We start from the raw sequence: 23,995 nt of genomic DNA on the forward strand, positions 1-23,995 counted from the left end.
CATGACGGGATGATAGAGCGGCGAAATTTTCGCAATAAAGAACCATTCACTGCTCTTTAGAACAGAAAAGAATATAAATGCCATTTTTGGATGTCAGGACAGCAAGACGTAAAGTTGTCTGGATGTGAGGATGGCTATACCGGCATGAAATGCTGCAAAAATGAGCGTTTTTCGCGGGCATCTGCCAGCAGATATGCATCCGGCAGATAATCATTGCTGAAATTGGTCTAAATGCTTCCCACCCTGTAAATCCGCTGTTTATTTCCGAAAGTTATAACAAATTCTTTTTTGTTCATTTGAAAGCTGATAACGCCTGTTTACTATCGTTTGGACATCCATACTGCTAAACAGCCATGCGCGAAACGGATAAAGAATAAGAATGATCGTACTCAGGAATATTTCGAAGGTTTTTGACAACGGAAAGGTCGCGCTGACTGCCGTTGATGACGTCAATTTGACGATAGAACAGGGACAGATTTACGGAATTATCGGCTACAGCGGAGCCGGGAAAAGCACGCTGATTCGTCTGCTGAACGGCCTGGAAAAACCCAGCGCCGGAAGCGTCACCATTAACGGACAGGATATCTCTGCGGCAAAGGGTGAAGCGCTGCGCCAGGCGCGCCTGAAAATCAGCATGGTGTTCCAGCACTTCAACCTGCTGTGGTCGCGCACGGTGAGCGAGAATATCGCTTTCTCGATGCAAATCGCCGGTGTACCAAAAGCCAACATCAAGGCGCGCGTCGCCGAGCTGGTGGATCTGGTTGGCCTGAAGGGGCGCGAGAATGCCTACCCGTCCCAGCTGAGCGGCGGACAAAAGCAGCGCGTCGGCATTGCGCGCGCTTTGGCTAACAGCCCTGACGTGCTGCTCTGCGATGAAGCCACCTCCGCGCTCGACCCGCAGACCACCGATCAGATCCTCGATCTGCTGCTGGATATTAACCGCCGCTTCAGGCTGACCATCGTGCTGATCACCCACGAGATGCACGTGGTGCGCAAAATCTGCGACCGCGTGGCGGTGATGGAGAACGGTAAAGTGGTGGAAGAGGGTGACGTACTGAGCGTTTTTACCCATCCGCAGCAGCCGATTACGCAGCAGTTTGTCCGCCAGGTGAGCCAGTACGCCGAGGAGGAAACCTTCAATACCGAACTGGCAAACGATCTGGAAGGCACGGTCATCAGGCTGACCTTTACCGGGCACAGCACCCATAAGCCGATCGTGGGTGAACTGACCCTGCGCTACGGCCTGCCGTTTAATATCCTGCACGGGAAAATGACGCAAACCGCCCACGGTGTGTTTGGTCAGCTCTGGGTGCATGTCGTGGCATCCGATGAACAACTGAACAATATCCTCGCCGACCTGCAGCACAGCGATATTGAAGGCGAGGTGATTAAACATGGCTGAGAATCTCTTTCCGCATCTCAAGTGGGATCAGCTCTGGGCGGCGACGCTGGAGACGCTGTACATGACCGCGCTGTCCGGCGTGGCGACGTTTGTGCTGGGCATTGTGCTGGGGCTGGCGCTGTTTTTAACCGCGCGCGGCGGGCTGTTCCACAACCGCACGGTCTACAGCGTGATTTCGATTGTGGTGAACGTGTTCCGCTCTATTCCGTTCATCATTTTGATTGTCCTGCTGATCCCGTTCACCAAGACCGTCGTCGGCACCATTCTCGGCGCCAACGCGGCGCTGCCGGCGCTGATTGTGGGCGCCGCACCGTTCTACGCACGCCTGGTGGAGATCGCCCTGCGTGAAGTGGATAAAGGCGTCATCGAAGCAACGCGCTCGATGGGCGCACGACTGAGCACGTTAGTGTTTCGGGTTTTACTGCCGGAATCATCACCCGCACTGGTATCGGGTATTACGGTGACGCTCATTGCGCTGGTGAGCTACAGCGCAATGGCGGGGGTGATTGGCGCCGGCGGTTTGGGAAATCTGGCTTATCTGGAAGGATTCCAGCGCAACCATGGTGACGTCACGCTGGTGGCAACGGTGACCATTCTGATCATCGTTTTCATTATCCAGTTCTGCGGCGATGTCATTACTTCACTGTTAGATAAACGCTAATAAATACACACAGGAACCACATCATGAAAAAAACACTGACACTGATCGCCGCCGCAACCCTGAGCGCCCTGAGCTTCGCCTCCTGGGCCGACACCCTGACCGTGGGCGCATCCAACACGCCGCACGCCGAAATTCTGGAGCAGGCTAAGCCGATTCTGGCGAAGCAGGGTATCGACCTGGAGATTAAACCGTTCCAGGACTACATTCTGCCGAACACCGCGCTGGCGGGTCATGACATCGACGCGAACTATTTCCAGCACATTCCTTACCTGAACAGCGTGCTTAAGGATCATGCGGGCGATAAAGACTACGATTTCGTCAGTGCGGGCGCGATCCACATTGAGCCAATCGGCATCTACTCCAAAAAATACAAGTCGCTGAAAGACCTGCCGGAAGGCGGCAAGATCATCATGCGTGACGCGGTTTCTGAAGAGGGGCGTATTCTCTCCATCTTCGAGAAAGAGGGCGTGATCAAGCTGAAGCCGGGCATCGACAAAGTGACCGCGCGCATCAGCGACATCGTTGAGAACCCGAAAAAGCTGAAGTTCACGCCGAACGTGGAAGCCTCTCTGCTGCCGCAGATGTACAACAACAATGAAGGCGATGCGGTGGTGATTAACGCCAACTACGCGATTGACGCCGGTCTGGATCCGGTTCACGACCCGATTGCGGTAGAGAGCGGTGAAAACAACCCGTACGCCAACATCATTACCGTGCATCGCGGTGACGAGAAGAAGAAAGATATCGTTGCCCTGGTGAACGTCCTGCACTCGAAAGAGATTCAGGACTGGATCCGCACCAAGTACAAAGGCGCGGTCATCCCAGTAAACAACTAATTTACTGATTTTACAGATGAAGCCCGGCGAGTCTCTCGCCGGGCTTCTTTTTTGTATCCGGCAGGAGAATCATTTAAGCTCAACGTTTAACAGGCAATGGAGTGATGACGATGGGTAACGTGACCAAAGATGAAGCGCTGTATCAGGAGATGTGCCGGGTGGTCGGGAAGGTGGTGCTTGAGATGCGTGATTTAGGGCAGGAGCCAAAGCATATTGTCATTGCCGGAGTCCTGCGTACCGCGCTGGCGAACCAGCGCGTTAAGCGCAGTGAATTGACAACCGAAGCGATGGAAACGGTGGTTAAAGCGCTGGCCGGGTAATGCGCCAGCGCTTCGCAAGCTGTTCGAGCGAGCAGCAGAGCAAGTAGTAGACCACGCCCGTAAAGATAAAAATGGCCGCCGGGTAGATTTGCACCCGGTTGTTGACCTGTCCCGCCACCGTGGTCAGTTCCGGTACGTTCACGATAAACGCCAGCGACGTATCCTTCAGCAGGCTGATAAAAATCCCCACCAGCGACGGCAGAATATTCCTCAGCGCCTGCGGCAGCAGCACGCGCAGGAGGGTTTGCTGCGTGCTGAATCCCTGAGACAGTGCGGCCTCGTATTGTCCTGACGGTAGCGCGTTAAGCCCGGCCAGCACCGAGTGCATCACTGTTGCCGCGGTAAACCAGGCCAGAGCCAGCGTGACGGTCAGCGCTCCCGGCAGATCGCCCCCGGTCATAAGCGGCAGGAGATACCACATCCAGAAAATCACGAAGATGAGCGGGATGCCGCGAATCAGCTCTGCCCACAGAAAGAGGGCCTTTCGCACGAGCCCGGTAAAGCGCCAGGCCAGACACGCGAGCACTATCCCACCGGGCAGGGCGATGACGGCGGCCCCGGCCGCCATCATCAACGACAGCAATACGCCCCCCGGTTCACCCGTCGCCGCGCGTCCCCACAGCAGATAGTCGAGGTTATCGGTGATGACGTTAAGTCCGGCAATCATGTTTTTCACTCCCTGTGGTGGCGACGCCTGGGCGTTTACGTTTCGCGTCAGGCCCGATGCGAACCAGCACCATCCCCATGACCAGGCCGGTCAGCAGATAGAGCGCGGTACCGAGGGTAAACGCCTCCAGCGCGTGCGCGTTATAGCTCTCGATCTGCCTGACCTGATAGGTCAGCTCGGCAAAGCCAATCCCGCTCGCGAGCGAGGAGAGCTTCATCAGATTTAGGTACTGGCCCACGACCGGCTGCCAGGCGTTGGCCAGGCCCTGCGGCAGAAGGATGTAACGAAACAGACGCCACGCGGAGAATCCCTGCGCGAGCGCCGCCTCCCGCTGTCCGGCAGGTACGGAACGTAAGCCCGACTCCACCTCTTCGATTAAAAACGCCGAGGTAAAGACGCCCAACCCCCAGGCAGAACATAAAAATTCGGGCGTAAACCACCAGACGTCGCCGGGCAGAATTGACCAGCTGTGATCCGCGTTCACCGCGTCGCGGAACGCCTGCGGTAGCCCGTTCCAGGCGGCAAAATACCAGAACAGCAGCTGCACCAGCAGCGGCGTATTGCGAAACAGCGACACCCAGCTGCTGACGACCGCGTTCCCGGGGCGTCCGCCGGAAAGGCGCAGGAGCATAAAGAGCAGTGCGAGCAGGCTGGCCAGCAGCATCCCGGCAAGCGTGACCCACAGGGTGGTGAGGAATCCGGAGAGTATCCACTGCAGAGGCTGTCCGGTCAGTACCCCTTGCCAGTCGAGCGCGGGCATTACAGATGCTCCTGATGCAGCGGGTTGAGCACCTTTTGCAGGAACCGCTGCGCGCGCGGATGCGACGGCTGGCTGAAAAACTGTGCCGGCGGCGCGGTTTCCAGAATTTGCCCGCCGTCGATAAAGACAATCCGGTCGGCAATTTCCCGGGCAAACTGCATCTCGTGGGTCACCACGATCATCGTGATCCCGCTGTGGGCGAGGGCTTTCATCACGTACAGCACTTCACCAATCATCTCCGGATCCAGCGCGGAGGTGGGTTCATCGAACAGAATGATTTGCGGTGAAGAGGCGAGGGCGCGGGCAATCGCGACGCGCTGCTGCTGTCCACCGGAAAGCTCTGCCGGGAAATGGTGGGCTTTTTCCAGCATCCCGACCTTCTCCAGCAGGGCCAGCGCGCGCTCCCGTGCGGGCTGCGGCTTCCAGCCGTGAACGTGCTCCAGCGCCAGGGTGATATTCTGGCTGGCGGTGAGGTGGGCGTAAAGATTGAACTGCTGGAACACAAACCCCACGCGGCTGCGCAGCTGGCGCAGCCCGGTACCGGAGAGCTTTGCGGTAGGCTTGTTGTCGACCAGAATCTCCCCGCCGCTCAGGGTTTCAAGCTGGTTGATAAGACGAATCAGGGTGGATTTACCGGAACCCGAAGGACCGAGGATGGCGACCACTTCACCGGGCGTGATGGTGAGGTTAATGTCGTTTAAAACCTGATGGTCACCGTAGCGTTTGTCCACATGACGAAACTCGACGCTGGCCTGTTCCAGATGTGAAAAATCCGCGGCACCGGCCGCGGAGTGTGAAAATAAACCTGAGAGCATAATTATCTGGCTTCTATTTTAAAGGCGCGAGGCTGTGGGGAAGGCGTGTTTGGGCCAAACCAGACATCGTAGATTTTTGCTGCCTGACCGTTCTTCTCGAGATTAACCAGCTCGTCGTTAACGGCCTTCAGCAGCGCCGTTTCACCCTTCTTCACCCCAACGCCAATCTCTTCTTTGCTGAGCAGGTCGGGCAGGATTTTAAAGTTCGCTTTATCCGGCGCCTGCGCCAGCAGACCGGCCAGAATGGTGCTGTCCTGGGTGATGGCCTGTACGTTACCGTTGCGCAGTGCCGTCAGCGCCAGCGGAATATCGTCATACGAGAGCACGCGCGACTGCGGGAAACGCTGGTGCAGCGCCTGCTCGCCCGTCGTTCCTTTGACCGCGCCAATACGCGCCCGGCTGTAGTCATCAAGCTTGTCCGGTGATTTAGCCGGCACCAGGAACTGCTGGCCGGTGACAAAGTAAGGCGTTGAGAAATCAATCACCTGTGCGCGTTCCGGGGTGATGGTGATATCCGCCACGATCAGATCTGCTTTTCCGGACTGCAGCAGCGGAATACGGTTAGCCGGATTGGTGGCAACCAGTTCAAGCTTCACGCCGAGCGATTTTGCCAGCGCTTTGGCGAAGTCCACGTCATAACCCACGATCTCGTGCGTTTTGGCATCAATAGAGCCAAACGGCGGGTTGGCGTCAAACGTGGCCACTTTCACCACCCCTGCGGCCTTAATATCCGCCAGCTGATCGGCCTGTGCCTGCGCTGAAAGCAGGCTCCCCGCCGCCAGTAATGCCAGAACCAGTGTCCGTTTGGTAAACCCTTTCATGTTTGCTGCCATAGTCATTCGCCATCCCGTTGTTTTTGTTTTACCCCGCTACGCTCCCATAAGCGAAAGCTATCGCCAAATAAGAAATCGTTCTTTGCTATGAGCAAAAAAGCATTAGTGAACAACGTGTTAATGAAGAGTGAAAAGAACGGGATGCTATTTGCAAATCCTGCACATCGACAGTGGATTTTGGTATTTCCCCCGCGCGGCATTTGAGTGCTTAACTGAGATCAGACACGGCGAGAGAGGGTAAGACGATGAAAAAGTGGATCAGCACGTTACGGCGGTTTTTTGCGACCCGACCAGTGAATGCGGAGAACAGCGCGCAACGTGTTCTTGAGTCAATCCTGCCTGTCGCCAGCCTGTATGGCGTGGACGTTGCCAACATTGACCCGGAGTGGTTCCATGATAAAACGTCACGCTGAACTGCGCCGCACGCGCGAAACGTACTGGAACGAGGTGTGCGTGACGTTTAACGAGTGAAATAAAAAAGCACCGGTTTCCCGGTGCTTTTTTATTAGATTTTGCAGGCGTCACCGCAGTCGTCGTCGGCGACAATCGCCTGCGCTTTTTTGTCTGCATCGTCCAGACGTTCGGCATTACGCTCTTCGGCTTCATCCAGACCGTTAAAGACTAAGTTATCGAGATCAATTTCCATGTGGCACCTGCTCTGTTCAGTTTTTGATACTGGCACAGTATAGGGCAAAAAAAGCCAGCAATGTACCTCGCAGCACATAAGGATAATCCCTGCCATACTCAGTGCTTTATCGCTGAGGAGAGCACATGATTACACTCTGTAAAACCTGCGGAACCGCCTACGATGCCCGCCCGGACAGTTGCCCGATTTGCGAGGATGAGCGTCAGTACGTGCCCGCCACGGGCCAGGCATGGACCGATTTCGACACCGTCACCGCCACCCATACCAACAAATGGCAGCAGCTGGAGCCGCGGCTGTTCGGGATCAAAACGGTGCCCGCGTTTGCGATAAACCAGCGGGCGCTATTCCTGCAAACGCCCCACGGCAATATCCTCTGGGACTGCATCGCCAACCTCGACCCCGCAACCAAAACGCTCATTACCGCCCTCGGCGGCATCAGCGCGATTGCTATTTCACATCCGCACTATTACACCACGATGCAGGAGTGGGCTGCGGCGTTTGATGCGCCGGTTTACCTGCACGCCAGCGACAGAGAGTGGGTCATGCGCGACAGCCCGGCCATTCATTTCTGGGAGGGGGATGCGCTGGAGATTTTCCCGTCGGTCACCTTGCTGCGTCTGGGCGGGCATTTTGCCGGTGGAACGGTGCTGCACTGGCAGGAGGGGGATGGGGTATTGCTGGTGGGCGATATTCTGCAGGTCACGCCGGGTAAAGACGCCGTCTCGTTTATGTGGAGCTACCCGAATTATCTTCCGCTGCCGGCCCGCGCCGTGGCGTCGGTGGTGAATCATCTCGAAGGCAAAACCTTCGAACGTCTTTACGGCGCGTTTGAAGGACAGAACATCCCGGCCTTCGCGGACGAGATTGTTCAGCGGTCGGGCCAGAAATATATTGCTTGTCTGAAGTAAACCACGATGGGTAAACTTTACGAGTGTGATCTCGATCATGCCTAAACTAAAACAGATAAAAGAGACATTGCTATGCAACATATCATTGAAGGTTTTCTCAGCTTTCAAAAAGAGATTTTCCCGCAACGTAAAGAACTCTTCCGCAGTTTAGCGTCCAGCCAGAATCCCAAAGCGCTGTTCATCTCATGCTCCGACAGCCGTCTGGTCCCTGAACTGGTCACCCAGCAAGAGCCAGGACAACTCTTTGTCATTCGTAATGCTGGCAACATCGTGCCGCCGTTCGGGCCGGAGCCTGGCGGCGTGTCTGCAACCATCGAATACGCCGTGGTGGCGCTGGGCGTCACGGATATCGTGATTTGCGGTCACTCCAACTGTGGCGCGATGAAGGCGATTGCCGATAACGCGAACCTGGAGCCGATGCCTGCTGTGTCACACTGGCTGCGCTATTCTGACGCGGCGAAAGCCGTGGTAGAGAAGAAAACCTGGGATAAGCCGATCGATAAAGTCAATGCGATGGTGCAGGAGAACGTGTTTGCGCAGCTGAGCAACATTAAGACCCACCCGTCCGTCGCGGTGGGCCTGCGTAATAACTCCATCCGACTGCACGGCTGGGTGTACGACATTGAAAGCGGCAAAATTCTTGCCCTGGATAAAGCGACGAAATCCTTCGTTTCGCTGTCTGAAAACCCGGAAGTCTTCTTCGAGTAATCCGCGACAGCAGGGCATGGAAGCCCTGTCAGTTCTCGATATACGGTAGTCTGCGCCGCGATCCCGACGCGGGTTTTTCCGCCGCCTTCGCCATTGCTTCCGCAATCTCTGCACACTCCGCCAGCCCCTGAACGAAGGGACGATCGTGCATCAGCCACGGTATCGCGCCGAAGGCAATGCGCCCGCGAACGGCGTCAGGCGCATTTAAGGTGTAATCCTCACCGACGTCCGGTATCTCTTCACCCGTGGCTTCCAGCTGTTTGCGCAGCGTCGGAAAGGGCAGATCTTTCGTTTTGAGCGGCTTTTGCCCGCGCGCATCAATAAACACGTCGAAACGGTAAACGGTCTCTTCTGTGGTTATCACCGTTCGATCGCTGCCAACCTCCAGCGCGTAATCGTCACCGAGCGTCGCCACGCTGATGATGCCGGCTTCGCGAAGCGCGAGCAGCCTGCGGATAGACTGCGGAGGGATGGCCGCATAGTTGTCGATAAATACGCGGGCGAGGCCTTGCTTAAAGCGCTCTCTGTCCCGTTCGTTGAGGTGGGGAACAATCTCCTGAACCACCTCATGCAGCCGAAGGACGGTATAGCGCCAGGCTACGGTGCGCCGCTCGCGTTTGTTCCGCTCCACCTCGTTGAGATTTTCTTCCGCCCAGGTAAAGGGGCCGTGCCGTTTACGATCCTCAAACCAGGCCTCACGAATGCTGTCCGCATTCTGCTTATGCAGGGATATTTTCTCACACCACGTCGGGTCAGCGAGTTGAAGCTCTTTCACCATCAGGGTAAATATACGGTCGAGCAGGCCATCCGAACCTTTGGCGATCTCGTTTTCAACCACGAATTCGGTTAAGACCGACAGCGGTTCATAAGGAATAGGGCAGTAAAAATCGGCTTCCGGCAGAATACCCGTTCGGGACATCAGGACAATCTTCAACGCGTCGCTGCCTTTATCCAGCACGAATTTATCATCACGAAATTCACCGTGCTGCATCACTACCGCCATGGCCGCGTCGAGACCGCTTAACGATGTCCCCATGATACCGACGCGGCAGGGAGGAATACTGGCATCCATCAGACCGGACCAGGGGCTTGGAAAGAACGCGCGCGTGGCTTCGTCCTCTTCTGGCCAGACGTGGCCGGTTGCGATAACCGCAAGGTCGAAGCGTTCAGGAAAGGCGCTGTCGTTGACGGAAAGCGTGACCCCTTCTTTCGTGGGCACGATATCGGTGACCTGGGCGGATTCATGGACATCAACCTGAAACCGCAGCTTTCTGGCCTCTTTCACGATTGAACGAAAGCTGTCGCGAAAATACTCGCCCAGCAGAAGCCGGGGCAGGAACTGTCGGTCATGCAGGCGGGCTTTATCAACCTTAAAGCGCGCCAGATGAGCTTCGCTCTGATCCTTCAGCCAGTCGAGGTAGGTCATAAAAATGGGCGGGATTTCAATGCTCGCAATGTTCGCCAGCATCAGACGAGAGTTATCGTCGTTATAGGGCATACCCACGCCAGCTTCATCGGCCTGTTCGAAAACGGAAACGGAGAGCGGCGTGCTGTTCTTAAGCAGGTGATAAAAGGTGTAAATCCCTGTGGGGCCGGAGCCGATAATCGCGATTTTCTTCATCGACGGTCTTCCTGTTTTTTTTCCATAAGAAAAGCGTAGCAGGAGAACAATGAAGAAAATAAGGGATTAGGAAAATTCAGGATATCAGAAGAGGATTTGCACCATTTCAGGACTGAAATGGTGCGTCCGAGTGGACTCGAACCACCGACCCCCACCATGTCAAGGTGGTGCTCTAACCAACTGAGCTACGGACGCAGAATGGTGCGTTCAATTGGACTCGAACCAACGACCCCCACCATGTCAAGGTGGTGCTCTAACCAACTGAGCTATGAACGCAACGTGTTGTCGCTGACAACGGGGACGAATATTAGCGGCACAGCATCGAGGTGGCAAGAGGGAAAATGCATTTTTCTCTCTGATTTCACGCGATTGCTTCATTACCGCGCAAAGTGAAGAGAAAGTAGCCGCCGGGCGGCGGCTACCGCGTCGTTAACGTGCAGCGCGTTGCAAAATGACCGTTGATGGCTGGCGCTGCAGGAAGCGCATTCGCATCATCATCATAATCGCCGCCGACGTCAGGCCGATGATAAAGCCCATCCAGAACCCTGCCGGACCCATGCGATCCACCACAAGATCGGTAAGCGCCAGGATATAGCCACACGGCAGACCCAGCACCCAGTAGGCGATGAAGGTGATAAAGAAGATGGAGCGCGTGTCTTTATATCCGCGCAGCACGCCGCTGCCAATCACCTGGATGGAGTCAGAGATCTGGTAAATTGCGGCCAGCAGCATCAGGTGCGATGCCAGCGTGACCACTTCCGGGTTGTCGTTGTAGAGCAGGGCGATCTGCTCCCGCAGTGCAACGGTAAAGAGCGCCGTACAGACAGCCATGCAGACGCCGACGCCCAGCCCGGTCCGGGCGGCCGTTTGCGCATCCAGCGTTGAGCCCTGGCCCAGGCGGAAGCCGACGCGGATCGTCACCGCCGCCGCCAGCGACATCGGCAGGACGAACATCAGGGAGCTGAAGTTCAGCGCAATCTGGTGTCCGGCCACGTTCACAATGCCCAGCGGGGAGACCAGCAGGGCAACCACGGCAAACAGGGTCACTTCAAAGAACAGCGCGAGGGCGATCGGCAACCCTAACTGCACCAGACGCGTCATGATGTTCCAGTCCGGCGTGCTAAATCTTTTCTCGTTGCGAATATCGCGCATGGAACGGGCGCGTTTTACAAAGGCGATCATGGAGAAGAACATCACCCAGTAAACGGCCGCCGTCGCCACGCCGCAGCCGACGCCGCCCAGCTCCGGCATCCCGAAATGACCGTAAATAAACACGTAGTTCACCGGAATGTTGACCAGCAGGCCGATAAAGCCCATCACCATCCCGGGCTTGGTTTTCGCCAGGCCTTCACACTGGTTACGCGCCACCTGGAAAAAGAGGTAGCCGGGCGCACCCCAGAGCAGGGCGCGCAGATAGCCCACGGCTTTATCAGCCAGTGCCGGGTCAATGTTATGCATAGCGCGAATGATGTGGCCCGCGTTCCAGAGCACGACCATGATCAGCACGGAAACAAACCCTGCCAGCCAGAAACCCTGACGAACCTGATGGGCAATGCGCTCGCGACGACCCGAGCCATTGAGCTGAGCGATAACCGGCGTGAGCGCGAGCAGCAGACCGTGGCCGAACAGGATGGCCGGAAGCCAGATTGACGTGCCGATAGCAACGGCCGCCATATCGGTGGCGCTATAGCCACCTGCCATTACCGTATCCACAAATCCCATTGCGGTCTGGGCCACTTGCGCGACGATCACTGGGATAGCCAGTGCCAATAGCTGGCGCGCTTCATTCATGTACTTCTGCACGTGAACACCTTTATTTTGTTGTTATTTGAGAGACTAAAAAAGCCGCCGAAACGGGCAGCAAGAAGAAAATGCAGGGGGGTGCCAGCTATTGTAGCGGGCTTTAGCTATTTATCTAGTGAAAAAATCGCCAGAAAATGCGCTCCGCTGGCAACCTCTTTTTCCAACTGTTATTGTGGTGGGATTAAACGGTGTCACCACCGTCCGGAAAAAACAGGAGTTGTAAGCATGTTTACTGGTATTGTGCAGGGCACCGCCAAAGTGGTGTCCATTGATGAAAAACCTAATTTCCGTACTCATGTTGTTGAGCTGCCGGAATATATGCTTGAGGGCATTGAAACAGGCGCGTCGATTGCTCATAACGGCTGCTGCCTGACCGTTACCGAAATTAACGGCAACCAGATTAGCTTTGATTTAATGAAAGAGACGCTGCGCATCACCAACCTTGGCGAGCTGGCGGTGGGAGATACCGTTAACGTTGAGCGGGCGGCGAAGTTCAGCGATGAGATTGGCGGTCACCTGATGTCCGGTCACATCATGACCACCGCTGAAGTGGCAAAAATCGTGACCTCGGAAAATAACCGTCAAATCTGGTTTAAAATGCAGGATCCTTCATTAATGAAATACATCCTCTATAAAGGATTTATTGGCATTGACGGGATTAGCCTGACGGTGGGTGAAGTAACGCCAACGCGTTTTTGCGTGCATTTAATTCCTGAAACGCTGCAGCGCACCACGCTGGGCGCCAAAAAACTGGGGCATCGCGTGAATATTGAAATCGATCCGCAAACCCAGGCGGTGGTGGATACGGTTGAGCGCGTGCTGGCAGCAAAAGAAGCGGCAATAATAAAGACCACCGCAGAAGAAGAATAAAAAATAACCCCGGGCATCCGGGGTTATTTTTTTAGCGTGCGACACGTAATCCGTGTTCAATCCCACGGCTGAATACCACCTGCCAGAGCTGAATATCCCGTGCGCGAAACGCCCCCGCGCAGGCATTCAGATAATAGCTAAACATCCGCCTGAATCGTTCAGAATAGTTGTCCGCAATCTCAGGCCAGGTTTCCTGAAAACGCGCATGCCAGGCCATCAACGTGGTGTCGTAATCCGCGCCAAAGTTGTGCCAGTCTTCCATTACAAAATGGGATTCACTGGCGTTGGCAATCTGGCGGACTGACGGTAAACAGCCATTCGGAAAGATGTATTTGTTGATCCACGGGTCGACGTTATTGTCGGTTCGCTTAGAGCCGATGGTGTGCAGCAGGAAGATGCCGTCCGGTTTCAGATTCCGATCCACCACCTCAAAATAGGTAGCGTAGTTTTTTGGCCCGACGTGCTCGAACATGCCGACGGAAACGATCCGGTCAAACTGTTCGTTCAGATCACGGTAATCCTGCAGCCGGATATCCACATCGAGACCCTGGCAGCGTTCCCGCGCCATTTTTTGCTGTTCCGCTGAAATCGTGACGCCGACGACGCTGACGCCATAGTGCTTCGCCATAAAATACGCCAGCCCGCCCCAGCCGCAGCCGATATCCAGCACGCGCATTCCGGGCTGGAGCTGCAGCTTCTCGCTAATCAGACGCAGCTTGGCCTGCTGGGCCTCTTCAAGCGTCGACGCCTCTTTCCAGTAGGCGCAGGAGTACTGCATGAAAGGGTCCAGCATACGGCTGAACAGGTCGTTGCCAAGATCGTAGTGTTCTTTACCAACGATCCACGCGCGTTTTTTACTTTGCAGATTGAACAGTCGGGCAGAGGCGACGCGCAGGGTGTCTTTCAGATTGCGAGGGAGTTGATTTTCAAGACCGGCACGCAGCACGCTGGCGAAAAAGGTATCCAGACGTTCGCACTCCCACCAGCCGTCCATGTAGCTTTCTCCCAGGCCTAACGATCCCTCTCGCAGCACGCGTTTAAAAAAGTCGGGATGTTTAACCTGAGGATCGGATGGCGATGATCCATTGATAGTGATGCCTGCTCGACCTAACAGTTCACTGACGATCCGGGACCAGTTATCGTCCGGAACGCTGACTTCTTCTATACACGATGAACTCATAGCTTCTCCATCACCCTACTGTGATCAGAACCTTAAAACAGCGTAGACGCTTTTTTTGGTTTGTGAGAAATCTCACGGTAAATACCGCGAGGCTAATATCCGACGTAGAACAGAGGAAGGGAGATAACCCTTGCCGAAATGCCTTCCATGGTAAAACGGGAGCACTCCGGCTCCCGTTAACACTTAATATTTATCGTATTTAATCGAACCAAATTTAGTATAGGCCTCAAAATTTGGTGATTCAATAGAAAATTCTTAGCAACCTAATCACTGAAAATTAACATGATTTCTGGCGCAATCAGGCATGTGACGTTTCAACCTGAGCACTCTTTTCCTGCTCACGCTGCGCGGAGGCCTGCATGCGATAGCCCAACACCGCCATCGCAACGGTCACCAGCATCACGCTGGTAGTGGTCAGGAGCGGCGTGGCAATCAGCGCGGAGACCACCAGGCTTGCCAGGAAGCACAGCCCCAGCTGCAGGGTGTTCTGCAGCGCGGCGGCGCGGCCTGTTGCCTGCGGGAAGGGACGCAGCGCCTGCGCTACAACGATAGGGTAAATCGCCCCGTTCGCAACGGCCATCACGCAGAATGGGATCAAAATTTCGGCCAGACCGGCGCCAGGAATAAAGCCAACGGCCCAGGTCCCGATGACGCTCAGCGCATACAGCACCAGCAGCCACGGCAGCATCTGCTGACCTTCCCACTTTTGCAGCGCCGCGCGACAGCCGTACCCGCCCACCAGGAATGCGATGGTCTGCGGAACATAGCTCAGGCCGATGGCTGCCGGGCTGTAGCCCATATCGTGCAGAATGAACGGCGAGCCGGTGAGCCACGCGAAGAAGCTTGCCGAGCAGGCGGCATAGATCAGGACATTCCCGCGATACGCTTTGGCGCTGAGCAGGGAAGTGAAGGTAATCGGCTTCGCGTCTGCATGCGCTTCTTTTTTATGCGCGGGCTTAAGGGCGAACGCCGGCAGCATCAGGACCAGGGTAATGGCAAACAGCGTGGCGAAAATGGCCTGCCAGTCGAAATGAGCGAGGATCCAGCTGCCCAGCAGTGGGGCGAGGGCAGGTGAGAGACCTACCAGCGGCATAATGGTGGCGAAAATACGGTTTGTGCGGTTAGCCGGATAGTAGTCGGTGACCAGCGCCTGCCAGGTCACGGCCGCGGCACAGACGCCCACGGCCTGAATAAAACGCAGCACCAGCAGCCAGCTGGCATCGCGTACCCATAGCATCCCCAGGCAGCCCACGGCAAAAATGGCCAGGCCCAGCAACAGCACCGGCTTACGACCAAAGCGATCCGAGAGCGGTCCCCAGAGCAGCTGTGCGAAGGCAAAGCCGGCGAGGAATAAGCTCAGGCTGGCGCTGATGGCGGCAGCCGGCGTTTGTAAATCTTCCTGCATGGCGGCAAACGCCGGCAGGTACATATCGGTGGCCAAAAAGCCCAGCACGCTTAAGCCGCCGAGCCAGACTAAAAAACCGTTCCTGGGTTGCATTATTTTATTCTCCTGAGGAGGCAGGTATACATTGGCGCTGAGTGTAGGGAGTGCAAAGCTGCTTGTGAAACGCTAATATTTGGCTGGTGCATTCAAAAAATTTGCAGGCAGAAAATGTGGTCAGATTATTCTCTTGAAGTGGTCGATGCTGTTGCGCGTAACGGCAGCTTCAGCGGTGCGGCGCAGGAGCTGCACCGCGTCCCTTCGGCAATAAGCTACACGGTGCGCCAGCTGGAGGAGTGGCTGGCGGTTCCGCTGTTTGAACGGCGGCATCGTGATGTGGAATTAACGCCCGCAGGCGCGTGGTTTTTGAAGGAAGGGCGTTCTGTTATCAAAAAAATGCAGATCACCCGCGAACAGTGTCAGCAGATCGCTAACGGCTGGCGGGGACATCTTTCCATCGCGGTGGATAACATCGTTAAGCCGGAACGCACCCGGCAGATGATCGTCGATTTCTACCGTCATTTCTCTGACGTCGAGCTGCGGGTCTCGCAGGAGGTGTTTAACGGCGTCTGGGATGCACTGGCGGACGGCAGGGCAGAGATGGCGATTGGGGCTACGCAGGCGATCCCGGTCGGGGGACGTTACGCTTTTCGCGACATGGGGATGCTGAGCTGGAAATGCGTGGTGGCAAGCGATCATCCGCTGGCGTCGATGGAAGGGCCGCTCAGCGATGACACGCTGCGCAACTGGCCGTCGCTGGTGCTGGAGGATACGTCCCGTTCATTGCCCAAGCGTATCACCTGGCTTCTGGACAACCAGCGGCGGGTGGTGGCCCCTGACTGGGAATCGTCGGCGACGTGCCTCAGCGCCGGGCTGTGCGTCGCGATGGTGCCCGTTCATTTCGCGCGTCCGCGCATCGATACCGGAGAGTGGGTTGAGCTGACGCTGGAGAATCCGTTCCCGGATGCGGCCTGCTGCCTCACCTGGCAGCAAAATGACGTCTCGCCTGCGATGGCCTGGCTGCTGGATTATCTGGGAGACAGCGAAACGCTGAACCGGGAATGGTTACGGGAGCCAGCATAGCTGGCCCCGTAAAGCGATTAACGACGGTAGTCGCGGAACGGACCGTCCGCAACGGAACGGCGTTCGATAAGACGCGGGTGAACTTCAATAGACTGCGACTCTTCGCGCTTGTTGACGATCCTGTCCATCAGCATATTGAAGGCCGTTTCGCCCAGCGAATCTTTCGGCTGGTGAATGGTGGTCAGCGCCGGGGTGAAGAAACGCGCGTTACGCACGTTGTCATAGCCGATCACGGATATATCCTGCGGTACGCGCAGGCCCAGCTCGTCGGCAGCGCAGAGCGCGCCCATGGCCATGATGTCGCCCCCGCAGAACACGGCGGTCGGACGGTGCGGCTGGGAGACGATCTGCTGCATCGCGCGGTAGCCCGATTCCGGCTCAAAGTCGCCCTGCACAATCCAGTTTTCCGGCACGTTGATCAACGCTTCTTCCATCGCTTTCATAAAACCGGCCAGACGGCCCGCGCCGGTGTTGCGCTCCAGCGGACCGGGGATCACGCCAATCTCGCGGTGGCCGCGTTCGATCAGATAACGACCGGCCATATAGCCGCCTTCAAAGGCGTTATCGATAACGGAATCGGTAAAGTCTGCGCGCGCTTCGCCCCAGTCCATCACCACCATCGGAATATGGCGATACTCTTCCAGCATCGACAGCACGGATTCCGGGTACTCGGAACACATCACCAGCAGGCCATCAACGCGCTTTTGCGCCATCATCGACAGGTAGGCACGCTGTTTTTCAATGCTGTTCCACGCGTTGCCCAGAATCAGGGTATAGCCTTTCTGGAAGCAGTTCTTTTCGACCGCTTCAATGATCTCGGCAAAATAGGCCGCTTCACTGCTGGTCGCCAGCAATCCAATGGACTTGGTGTGATTAACCTTGAGGCTACGCGCAACCGCACTTGGCGAATAGTGCAGCTCTTTGATCGCTGCCCAGACGGCGTTGCGCGTCTCTTCCGCCACAAAGCGGGTTTTGTTAATTACATGTGATACGGTTGTAGTGGAAACGTTTGCGCGTTTTGCTACGTCTTTAATTGTTGCCATTAAATGTCACTCCAGACCATATCCTAAGCTCCTGAAAAACTTGAAGGTAAACGTTTGCCTTCTCTCACCCTTATCTCGCAATCTTGAATTGCGGCACGCCGGGAAAACGACACGGGACGTCAGGAGGGGGTCAATGGCCGGTACGCTAATAAATTTAGCGTGGAATTTTGTCCTATCTTGATGAAAAGGGGAAGAGGTAAAGTGGTTATCAGTATAAATCCAGGAAGATTTTTGACGTAATCTGTGCAAAAATGAGCAAGCTCACTTTTCGTGTGGGGATTAAAAGGAGAAAAATTGATGAGTTCCGATCTTAAGTTTTCGCTGTTCACCACCATTGTTGTGCTGGCTCTGATTGTTGCGGCCGGTCTGACGGCTGCGCTGCACTGATTTTACGCGGAGGGAGAGCCTTCTCCCTCCCAACTCCCCGGATTGTTACTTCTCTGGCAAAAATCTTTTGCCATTTTGTTAACTTCTCATTTTTTGTGATTGATGTCATGCTTTCTGCTTCTTTGTTCTGTGTCACCACATGACACGGCATCCGGAGTTGACGCATGAAAATCAATTTTCCCCTGCTGGCCCTGGCGATTGGCGCTTTTGGGATTGGCACCACTGAATTCTCCCCGATGGGGTTACTGCCTGTTATTGCCCGGGGCGTAGATGTCTCTATCCCTGCGGCAGGGATGTTAATCAGCGCCTACGCTATCGGCGTGATGGTCGGGGCGCCGCTGATGACGCTTCTTCTTTCACACCGCGCGCGCCGCAATGCGCTGATTTTCCTGATGGCGATTTTCACCCTGGGCAACGTGCTTTCGGCCATTTCGCCGGACTACACCACATTGATGCTGTCGCGCATTCTGACCAGCCTTAACCACGGCGCGTTCTTTGGGCTGGGATCGGTTGTGGCTGCCAGCGTGGTGCCAAAACACAAGCAGGCGAGCGCCGTGGCAACCATGTTTATGGGGCTGACGATTGCCAATATCGGCGGGGTGCCTGCGGCAACCTGGCTGGGAGAAGCGATCGGCTGGCGTATGTCTTTCCTGGCGACGGCCGGGCTGGGCGTGATTGCGATGGTGGCGCTGTTCTTCTCCCTGCCGAAAGGCAATGCCGGAGAACGTCCGGAAGTGCGTAAAGAGCTGGCGGTGCTGATGCGCCCGCAGGTGCTCTCCGCGTTGCTCACCACCGTGCTGGGGGCAGGGGCGATGTTTACCCTCTACACCTATATTTCACCGGTACTGCACGATATCACCCACGCAACGCCTCTCTTCGTTACCGCGATGCTGGTGCTGATTGGCGTGGGCTTCTCGATCGGCAACTATCTGGGCGGGAAATTTGCCGACCGTTCCGTGAGCGGGACGCTGAAGGGCTTCTTAACCCTGCTGATCGTCATCATGGTTGCCATTCCGTGGCTGGCGCGTAATGAGTTCGGGGCCGCGATTGCGATGGTCGTCTGGGGAGCCGCCACTTTCGCCGTGGTGCCGCCGCTGCAGATGCGCGTGATGCGTGTGGCGCACGAGGCGCCGGGACTTTCATCTTCCGTGAATATCGGTGCGTTTAACCTGGGTAATGCCCTGGGCGCGGCGGCCGGTGGGGCCGTGATTTCAGGCGGTCTGGGGTACAGCTTTGTGCCGGTGATGGGGGCGATTATTGCCGCGCTCGGCCTGCTGCTGGTGATAATGTCGGGTCGTAAACAGCCTGAAGCAGCCTGCGCTGCGGAATAAACCAAAAACGCAGAAGGGCGTACCCTTCTGCGTGTCTCTTACGCGGCGAAGTTCTTCGCGACAAAGTCCCAGTTAACCAGTGCCCAGAAGTGCTCCAGGTAGTTCGGGCGCGCGTTGCGGTAATCAATGTAGTAAGCGTGTTCCCACACGTCCACGGTCATCAGCGGCTTAGCGCTGGTGGTCAGCGGGGTGCCCGCGTTTGAAGTGGACACGATAGCCAGTTTGCCATCCGCCTCTTTAACCAGCCACGTCCAGCCAGAACCGAAGTTCTTGATGGCTGCATCGGTAAATTTCGCTTTGAAATCCGCGAAGCTGCCAAATGCGGCGTTGATAGCGGTAGCCAGTTCACCGACAGGTTCACCGCCGGCATTTGGTGCCAGGCAGTGCCAGTAGAAGGTGTGGTTCCACACCTGAGCCGCGTTGTTAAAGACGCCACCCTCTGAGCTGCGGACGATCTCTTCCAGCGTTTTGCCTTCAAAATCGGTGCCCTTGATCAGATTGTTCAGGTTGGTGACGTACGTCTGGTGATGCTTGCCGTAATGATATTCCAGGGTTTCCGCCGAAATGTGCGGTGCCAGGGCGTCTTTTGCATACGGTAGTGCAGGTAATTCGAACGACATTGCTTCTCTCCTTATTGTATTTTGCGTTGCCAATAACCACACAGACAACAAGGACAGGATAGCAAATTGAAAGGGTATGCAAAAGAGGAACTTACCCCGCCACGGATGTGGCAGGGCAGGGGTTAACGAATGGTTTTCGGCGTCATCACGCGACGTGCGCCGACGTAGTGGCGTAGCCAGTAGTCTTCACTGAGAGAGGTGATCTGAATATCCTGGCCGCTACGTGGAGACTGGATGAATTTCCCGTTGCCGACATAGACGCCGACGTGGTCAGCCGTGCCGCGACCCTGAGTGCGGAAGAACACCAGATCGCCGTTTTCCAGCTCACCGCGGTCAACCGGAGAGGCATCGCGCAGGTGGTACATCTCATTGGCGGTACGCGGAATGCGGAATTTGACCAGATCTTTATAGGCGTAATAGACGAGGCCGCTGCAGTCAAACCCGGTACGCGGCGAACTGCCACCCCAGTGATAAGGTTTGCCAATCTGCCCCATCAGTTTATTCATCGCGGTTTTTTGCGCTTTCTGTACACGCACTTTATGCACTTCCGCTATTTTCGTGACCTTCGTGCATTTCGCCTTGTGGCCTTTACGCGTGATGCATTTTTCAGTAACGAGGTTAGCGGCGGTTTGCGAAGCTTTACTTTTAGCGGAGTGGGCAGTGCGGGAAGGTTTTGTTTTCGTCTTGCTGGAAGCGGTCTGTTTCGTCTGAGCCGGTGTTTTTTTCTTGTCGTTCTTAGCGGTGGTTTTTTTCTTACGTTCTGTGGCTTTCACCAGATGGTTTTTTTGTACAGCAGAATGCCGCGCCTGCTGAGAGGCGTTTGCCACTGGCGTGAAAGTGAGTGAAGTAAACAGTAAAGCACAGAGCGTGATCGAGATTTTATTTATCCGCGCCACTGGGCAGTCCCCTGATAAATGCAGGTCATCAATAATACCCGCGTGTGATTTACAAAGCCCGTCGATTCTAATCTATAAAAACCCAGAAAGTTAATAGCATTTTTCAATCTACAATCGTGTTTCGTTAGCAAGTGCAAAAAAATTCATCGTTCTGTCGCACATTTGCCCACTCCCTAAGCAAAACCCTGACCGCCGCAGGGGTAAACACCATTTGCAATGCAACTTTTCGTGACTCGGGGTAGAATGTATAAACGTGACAAAAATGTTATTTTCCGATGCCAGTCTGACCCGCTACAATGTCAGACGAATGCCGTAACAGAAGTTAAAGGAAGCAAGACATGAGCACCACTATTGAAAAAATCCAGCGCCAGATCGCTGAAAACCCGATTCTGCTGTATATGAAAGGTTCTCCGAAGCTGCCAAGCTGCGGCTTCTCCGCACAAGCGGTTCAGGCGCTGTCAGCCTGTGGTGAGCGTTTTGCTTACGTTGATATCCTGCAGAACCCGGACATCCGCGCAGAGCTGCCTAAGTACGCTAACTGGCCGACTTTCCCACAGCTGTGGGTTGACGGTGAACTGGTTGGCGGCTGCGATATCCTGATTGAAATGTATCAGCGCGGCGAACTGCAGCAGCTGATCAAAGAGACGGCGGCGAAGTACAAAACCGAAGAGCCGGACGCAGAGTAATTTTCTGCGCAAATAAAAAAGCGACCCGCTTAGTGTGGTCGCTTTTTTTTTGCCGGGTGGCGCTGCGCTTACCCGGCCTACGATTGAGGATCGGCCTCATCATCCATCGGCAGCGGCCAGCCGCCCAGACGCTTCCAGCGGTTGACGATCTCACAGAACAGCTCTGCGGTGCGCTCCGTGTCGTATAAAGCGGAATGTGCCTGCGTGCCGTCAAAAGGTATACCCGCCGTGATGCAGGCTTTTGATAACACCGTTTGTCCCAGGGCCAGGCCGCTCAGTGCGGCGGTGTCGAAGGTCACAAAAGGATGGAAGGGGTTGCGCTTGAGCGCGGCGCGCTCCGCGGCGGCCATGGTAAAGCTGTGATCGAAGGTGGCGTTATGGGCCACCATGATGGCGCGGCTGCAGTTACTCTCTTTCATGCCTTTACGCACCATTTTAAAAATGGCGTGCAGCGCATCATATTCACTGACTGCGCCACGCAGCGGGTTATGCGGATCGATACCGTTAAACGCCAGCGCTTCCGGCTGTAAGTTTGCCCCTTCGAAAGGTTCAACGTGGAAATGCAGCGTGGTGTCCGGTGTAAGCCAGCCCTGTTCATCCATCTTCAGCGTGATGGCGGCAATTTCGAGCAGCGCATCGGTTTTAGCGTTAAATCCGGCTGTTTCTACATCAATGACAACGGGATAAAAACCACGAAAACGGTCGCACAGACCGCTAAATTGAGCGTTATCGGACATCAGGGTCTCTTACAAGGGGAAAAAGCAGAGCGCATTATGGCAAATTTTGCAGGGTGATGCAGTAAAACTACGGGCGCATGTTGCGCCCTGAGGGATCAGTTGCCCAGACCGCGACCCGCGTCTTTGGCTTCAATCAGTTCGATTTTGTAACCGTCGGGATCTTCCACGAACGCAATCACGGTGGTGCCACCTTTTACCGGGCCCGCTTCGCGCGTAACGTTACCGCCGTTGCTGCGAATGCGCTCACACGCTTCGGCCGCGTTGTCCACTTCCAGCGCGATGTGGCCGTAGGCGGTGCCCAGCTCATAGCTGTCTACGCCCCAGTTGTAGGTCAGCTCGATCACCGCTTCATCCGTTTCCGGGCCGTAACCCACGAACGCCAGCGAGTATTTGTATTCCGGGTTTTCGCTGGTGCGCAGCAGCTTCATGCCCAGGACGTTAGTGTAGAAATCAATGGAACGTTGCAGGTCGCCAACGCGCAGCATGGTGTGAAGTAGGCGCATAATTTCCTCATTAACCAATGGAATAGACTGTCTTTTTGAACAGAAACGATGTTTTAGTATAGCGGCGAAGTATCGCCGCTATCAATGAACAACGGCGAGATTACAGAGAAGGGTAGTCGGTGTAGCCTTCCGCGCCGCCGCCGTAGAAGCTTTCCGGGCGCTGCGGGTTCAGGGCCGCTTTTTTCTGCAGGCGGGCTACCAGATCCGGGTTGGCGATGTAGTCGCGGCCAAACGCGACGGCATCGATCAGCCCTTTGCCGATCAGGTCTTCGGCTTTCTCCGGGGTATAAGCCCCCGCACCGATGATCACCCCGTGGAAACGCTCGCGCACTTTCTGACGGAAAGCGTCCGTGTAAGGCTTACCGCCAGCCCAGTCCGGTTCGGACATATGCAGATAGGCGATGCCACGCTTAGCCAGTTCTTCGATCAGGTACAGGGCATCGGCTTCTTCGTTCGGACCGTTGTCGACGTTCTGGAAAGAACCGATTGGGGAGACGCGGATCCCGATACGATCCGGGCTCCACTCCTGGCATACGGCGTCAACCACTTCCAGCACCAGGCGAGCGCGGTTTTCGACGCTGCCGCCGTACTGGTCGGTGCGGTGGTTGGACGACGGTGACAGGAACTGGTGCAGCAGGTAGCCATGGGCGGAGTGCAGCTCAATCAGGTCAAAACCGGCTTCACGGGCGTTGGCCACGGCCTGGCGGAAGTCGTTCACGATACCCGGAATTTCATCCAGCTCAAGCGCGCGCGGCATAGAGGTATCCACGCGGATCGCATTGCCGTTTTCATCACGCAGGGACGTACGGGTATTTGCGCTCAGGGCCGAAGCGGAGACCGGAGCCTGGCCGCCAGGCTGAATGCTGCTGTGAGAGATACGACCGGTATGCCACAGCTGGACCGCAATGCGGCCCTCTTCAGCGTGAACGCCCGCGGTGATTTTCTGCCATGCGGCGATTTGCTCCGGGCTGTGAAGACCCGGCGCACCCGCATACCCTTTAGCCTGAGCGGAAATCTGCGTGGCTTCCGTGATGATCAGGCCAGAGCTTGCGCGCTGACGATAGTATTCACCCATCAGTGGGGTTGGGATGTCGCCCGGCTCAATGCTGCGCAGGCGGGTAAGCGGAGCCATAAACACGCGGTTTGGCGCAGTGACGGCACCCACTTTTAATGGGGTAAATAATTTTTCAGCTGACATAAAGACTCCTGAGTAGACCAGTCGACTAGTAGTTGGGTAA

Annotated in this window: 27 protein-coding genes and 2 tRNA genes; 12 read left to right on the forward strand and 17 right to left on the reverse strand. The window is 55.8% G+C overall.

Translation table 11 applies throughout. The features are described from left to right. Positions 1-379 precede the first annotated feature (379 nt). The 4 genes from EnteroDNA1_RS01485 (at position 380) to fumD (ending at position 3,219) form a co-directional block, all read left to right on the forward strand. Positions 380-1,402 carry a methionine ABC transporter ATP-binding protein gene (locus tag EnteroDNA1_RS01485; protein ID WP_064672342.1) on the forward strand — a complete coding sequence of 341 codons (1,023 nt, stop codon included), beginning with the start codon at positions 380-382 and terminating at the stop codon, positions 1,400-1,402. Beyond that, positions 1,395-2,063 (forward strand): methionine ABC transporter permease, encoded by a 669-nt coding sequence (locus EnteroDNA1_RS01490; RefSeq protein ID WP_008500617.1) that lies wholly within the window; start codon positions 1,395-1,397, stop codon positions 2,061-2,063. Before EnteroDNA1_RS01485 ends, EnteroDNA1_RS01490 begins: the two co-directional genes overlap by 8 nt. Before the next feature lie 23 nt (positions 2,064-2,086). Beyond that, a complete protein-coding gene (locus tag EnteroDNA1_RS01495) occupies positions 2,087-2,899 on the forward strand; it encodes a MetQ/NlpA family ABC transporter substrate-binding protein (protein WP_008500616.1) in 813 nt (270 codons plus the stop codon). A gap of 110 nt (positions 2,900-3,009) precedes the next feature. Further along, entirely contained in the window at positions 3,010-3,219 is a 210-nt protein-coding gene (fumD, locus tag EnteroDNA1_RS01500) for a fumarate hydratase FumD (protein ID WP_008500615.1), read from the forward strand. Here fumD and EnteroDNA1_RS01505 read toward each other — a convergent pair. The 4 genes from EnteroDNA1_RS01505 to EnteroDNA1_RS01520 are packed head-to-tail and all read right to left on the reverse strand — an operon-like array spanning position 3,200 to position 6,282. Then, positions 3,200-3,886: an amino acid ABC transporter permease gene (locus EnteroDNA1_RS01505; RefSeq protein ID WP_032657777.1), complete on the reverse strand. Its 687-nt coding sequence runs from the start codon at positions 3,884-3,886 to the stop codon at positions 3,200-3,202. The genes fumD and EnteroDNA1_RS01505 overlap by 20 nt on opposite strands. Next, positions 3,870-4,646, reverse strand: a complete 777-nt coding sequence (locus EnteroDNA1_RS01510; RefSeq protein WP_033145311.1) for an amino acid ABC transporter permease — start codon at positions 4,644-4,646, stop codon at positions 3,870-3,872. Before EnteroDNA1_RS01510 ends, EnteroDNA1_RS01505 begins: the two co-directional genes overlap by 17 nt. Further along, positions 4,646-5,461, reverse strand: a complete 816-nt coding sequence (locus EnteroDNA1_RS01515) for an amino acid ABC transporter ATP-binding protein (protein WP_069302696.1) — start codon at positions 5,459-5,461, stop codon at positions 4,646-4,648. Before EnteroDNA1_RS01515 ends, EnteroDNA1_RS01510 begins: the two co-directional genes overlap by 1 nt. A 2-nt stretch (positions 5,462-5,463) precedes the next feature. Continuing rightward, positions 5,464-6,282 (reverse strand): ABC transporter substrate-binding protein, encoded by an 819-nt coding sequence (locus EnteroDNA1_RS01520; RefSeq protein ID WP_069303906.1) that lies wholly within the window; start codon positions 6,280-6,282, stop codon positions 5,464-5,466. Positions 6,283-6,539: 257 nt separating this feature from the next. Here EnteroDNA1_RS01520 and EnteroDNA1_RS22425 point away from each other — a divergent pair, with 257 nt between their 5' ends. Then, positions 6,540-6,707: a hypothetical protein gene (locus EnteroDNA1_RS22425; protein ID WP_014831607.1), complete on the forward strand. Its 168-nt coding sequence runs from the start codon at positions 6,540-6,542 to the stop codon at positions 6,705-6,707. A gap of 92 nt (positions 6,708-6,799) precedes the next feature. Here EnteroDNA1_RS22425 and EnteroDNA1_RS22270 read toward each other — a convergent pair whose 3' ends face one another. Beyond that, complete coding sequence (locus tag EnteroDNA1_RS22270; RefSeq protein ID WP_003857665.1) at positions 6,800-6,940, reverse strand: hypothetical protein; 141 nt, start codon at positions 6,938-6,940, stop codon at positions 6,800-6,802. A gap of 125 nt (positions 6,941-7,065) precedes the next feature. Between EnteroDNA1_RS22270 and EnteroDNA1_RS01535 the strand changes: the two genes are divergently transcribed. Next, a complete protein-coding gene (locus EnteroDNA1_RS01535; protein WP_069302697.1) occupies positions 7,066-7,848 on the forward strand; it encodes an MBL fold metallo-hydrolase in 783 nt (260 codons plus the stop codon). A gap of 72 nt (positions 7,849-7,920) precedes the next feature. Continuing rightward, entirely contained in the window at positions 7,921-8,556 is a 636-nt protein-coding gene (locus tag EnteroDNA1_RS01540; RefSeq protein WP_039262341.1) for a carbonic anhydrase, read from the forward strand. Between the two features lie 28 nt (positions 8,557-8,584). On the opposite strand, the gene EnteroDNA1_RS01545 is transcribed toward EnteroDNA1_RS01540, so the two are convergent. The 4 genes from EnteroDNA1_RS01545 to mdtK form a co-directional block, all read right to left on the reverse strand. Beyond that, on the reverse strand, positions 8,585-10,177 hold the full coding sequence (locus tag EnteroDNA1_RS01545) for an FAD-NAD(P)-binding protein (protein WP_069302698.1): 1,593 nt from the start codon (positions 10,175-10,177) through the stop codon (positions 8,585-8,587). A gap of 118 nt (positions 10,178-10,295) precedes the next feature. Continuing rightward, a tRNA-Val gene (locus EnteroDNA1_RS01550) sits at positions 10,296-10,372 on the reverse strand. A 4-nt stretch (positions 10,373-10,376) separates the two neighbouring features. Beyond that, positions 10,377-10,453 (reverse strand) — tRNA-Val (locus EnteroDNA1_RS01555). Between the two features lie 153 nt (positions 10,454-10,606). Further along, positions 10,607-11,980 carry an MdtK family multidrug efflux MATE transporter gene (mdtK, locus tag EnteroDNA1_RS01560; protein ID WP_033145315.1) on the reverse strand — a complete coding sequence of 458 codons (1,374 nt, stop codon included), beginning with the start codon at positions 11,978-11,980 and terminating at the stop codon, positions 10,607-10,609. 225 nt (positions 11,981-12,205) lie between these two features. Here mdtK and EnteroDNA1_RS01565 point away from each other — a divergent pair, with 225 nt between their 5' ends. After that, complete coding sequence (locus tag EnteroDNA1_RS01565; RefSeq protein WP_048977446.1) at positions 12,206-12,850, forward strand: riboflavin synthase subunit alpha; 645 nt, start codon at positions 12,206-12,208, stop codon at positions 12,848-12,850. Between the two features lie 31 nt (positions 12,851-12,881). Here the strand turns inward: EnteroDNA1_RS01565 and cfa are convergent, their stop codons facing one another. Next, entirely contained in the window at positions 12,882-14,030 is a 1,149-nt protein-coding gene (cfa, locus tag EnteroDNA1_RS01570) for a cyclopropane fatty acyl phospholipid synthase (protein ID WP_069302699.1), read from the reverse strand. Between the two features lie 298 nt (positions 14,031-14,328). Then, positions 14,329-15,528 (reverse strand): purine nucleoside transporter PunC, encoded by a 1,200-nt coding sequence (punC, locus tag EnteroDNA1_RS01575; RefSeq protein ID WP_069302700.1) that lies wholly within the window; start codon positions 15,526-15,528, stop codon positions 14,329-14,331. A 114-nt stretch (positions 15,529-15,642) separates the two neighbouring features. On the opposite strand from punC, the gene punR reads away from it, so the two are divergent. Next, positions 15,643-16,554, forward strand: coding sequence for a DNA-binding transcriptional activator PunR (gene punR, locus EnteroDNA1_RS01580; RefSeq protein WP_064672347.1), 912 nt, complete (start codon positions 15,643-15,645; stop codon positions 16,552-16,554). 17 nt (positions 16,555-16,571) lie between these two features. Here the strand turns inward: punR and purR are convergent, their stop codons facing one another. Continuing rightward, positions 16,572-17,597 carry an HTH-type transcriptional repressor PurR gene (purR, locus tag EnteroDNA1_RS01585; RefSeq protein WP_023335431.1) on the reverse strand — a complete coding sequence of 342 codons (1,026 nt, stop codon included), beginning with the start codon at positions 17,595-17,597 and terminating at the stop codon, positions 16,572-16,574. A 297-nt stretch (positions 17,598-17,894) separates the two neighbouring features. Here purR and cydH point away from each other — a divergent pair, with 297 nt between their 5' ends. After that, positions 17,895-17,984, forward strand: a complete 90-nt coding sequence (cydH, locus tag EnteroDNA1_RS22275) for a cytochrome bd-I oxidase subunit CydH (protein WP_014883553.1) — start codon at positions 17,895-17,897, stop codon at positions 17,982-17,984. Between the two features lie 164 nt (positions 17,985-18,148). Further along, positions 18,149-19,315, forward strand: coding sequence for an MFS transporter (locus tag EnteroDNA1_RS01595; protein ID WP_069302701.1), 1,167 nt, complete (start codon positions 18,149-18,151; stop codon positions 19,313-19,315). Between the two features lie 38 nt (positions 19,316-19,353). Here EnteroDNA1_RS01595 and sodB read toward each other — a convergent pair whose 3' ends face one another. Together sodB and EnteroDNA1_RS01605 are read right to left on the reverse strand one after the other, a co-directional pair. Then, positions 19,354-19,935, reverse strand: a complete 582-nt coding sequence (gene sodB, locus EnteroDNA1_RS01600) for a superoxide dismutase [Fe] (RefSeq protein WP_029739795.1) — start codon at positions 19,933-19,935, stop codon at positions 19,354-19,356. A gap of 122 nt (positions 19,936-20,057) precedes the next feature. Then, positions 20,058-20,831, reverse strand: coding sequence for a C40 family peptidase (locus tag EnteroDNA1_RS01605; RefSeq protein WP_032657756.1), 774 nt, complete (start codon positions 20,829-20,831; stop codon positions 20,058-20,060). Positions 20,832-21,169: 338 nt separating this feature from the next. Between EnteroDNA1_RS01605 and grxD the strand changes: the two genes are divergently transcribed. Next, the gene (gene grxD / locus EnteroDNA1_RS01610) at positions 21,170-21,517 is read left to right on the forward strand and encodes a monothiol glutaredoxin 4 (RefSeq protein WP_003832760.1); all 348 of its coding nucleotides are present in this window, start codon (positions 21,170-21,172) and stop codon (positions 21,515-21,517) included. Positions 21,518-21,594: 77 nt separating this feature from the next. Here the strand turns inward: grxD and rnt are convergent, their stop codons facing one another. The 3 genes from rnt to EnteroDNA1_RS01625 form a co-directional block, all read right to left on the reverse strand. Then, complete coding sequence (rnt, locus tag EnteroDNA1_RS01615) at positions 21,595-22,254, reverse strand: ribonuclease T (RefSeq protein WP_032657753.1); 660 nt, start codon at positions 22,252-22,254, stop codon at positions 21,595-21,597. Between the two features lie 95 nt (positions 22,255-22,349). Next, positions 22,350-22,757 (reverse strand): lactoylglutathione lyase, encoded by a 408-nt coding sequence (gene gloA, locus EnteroDNA1_RS01620; protein ID WP_013096923.1) that lies wholly within the window; start codon positions 22,755-22,757, stop codon positions 22,350-22,352. A gap of 100 nt (positions 22,758-22,857) precedes the next feature. After that, on the reverse strand, positions 22,858-23,955 hold the full coding sequence (locus tag EnteroDNA1_RS01625; RefSeq protein WP_023311356.1) for an alkene reductase: 1,098 nt from the start codon (positions 23,953-23,955) through the stop codon (positions 22,858-22,860). Positions 23,956-23,995: the final 40 nt, after the last annotated feature.

The organism is Enterobacter sp. HK169, assembly GCF_001719105.1.
GTDB classification, from domain to species: Bacteria; Pseudomonadota; Gammaproteobacteria; order Enterobacterales; family Enterobacteriaceae; genus Enterobacter; species Enterobacter asburiae_B.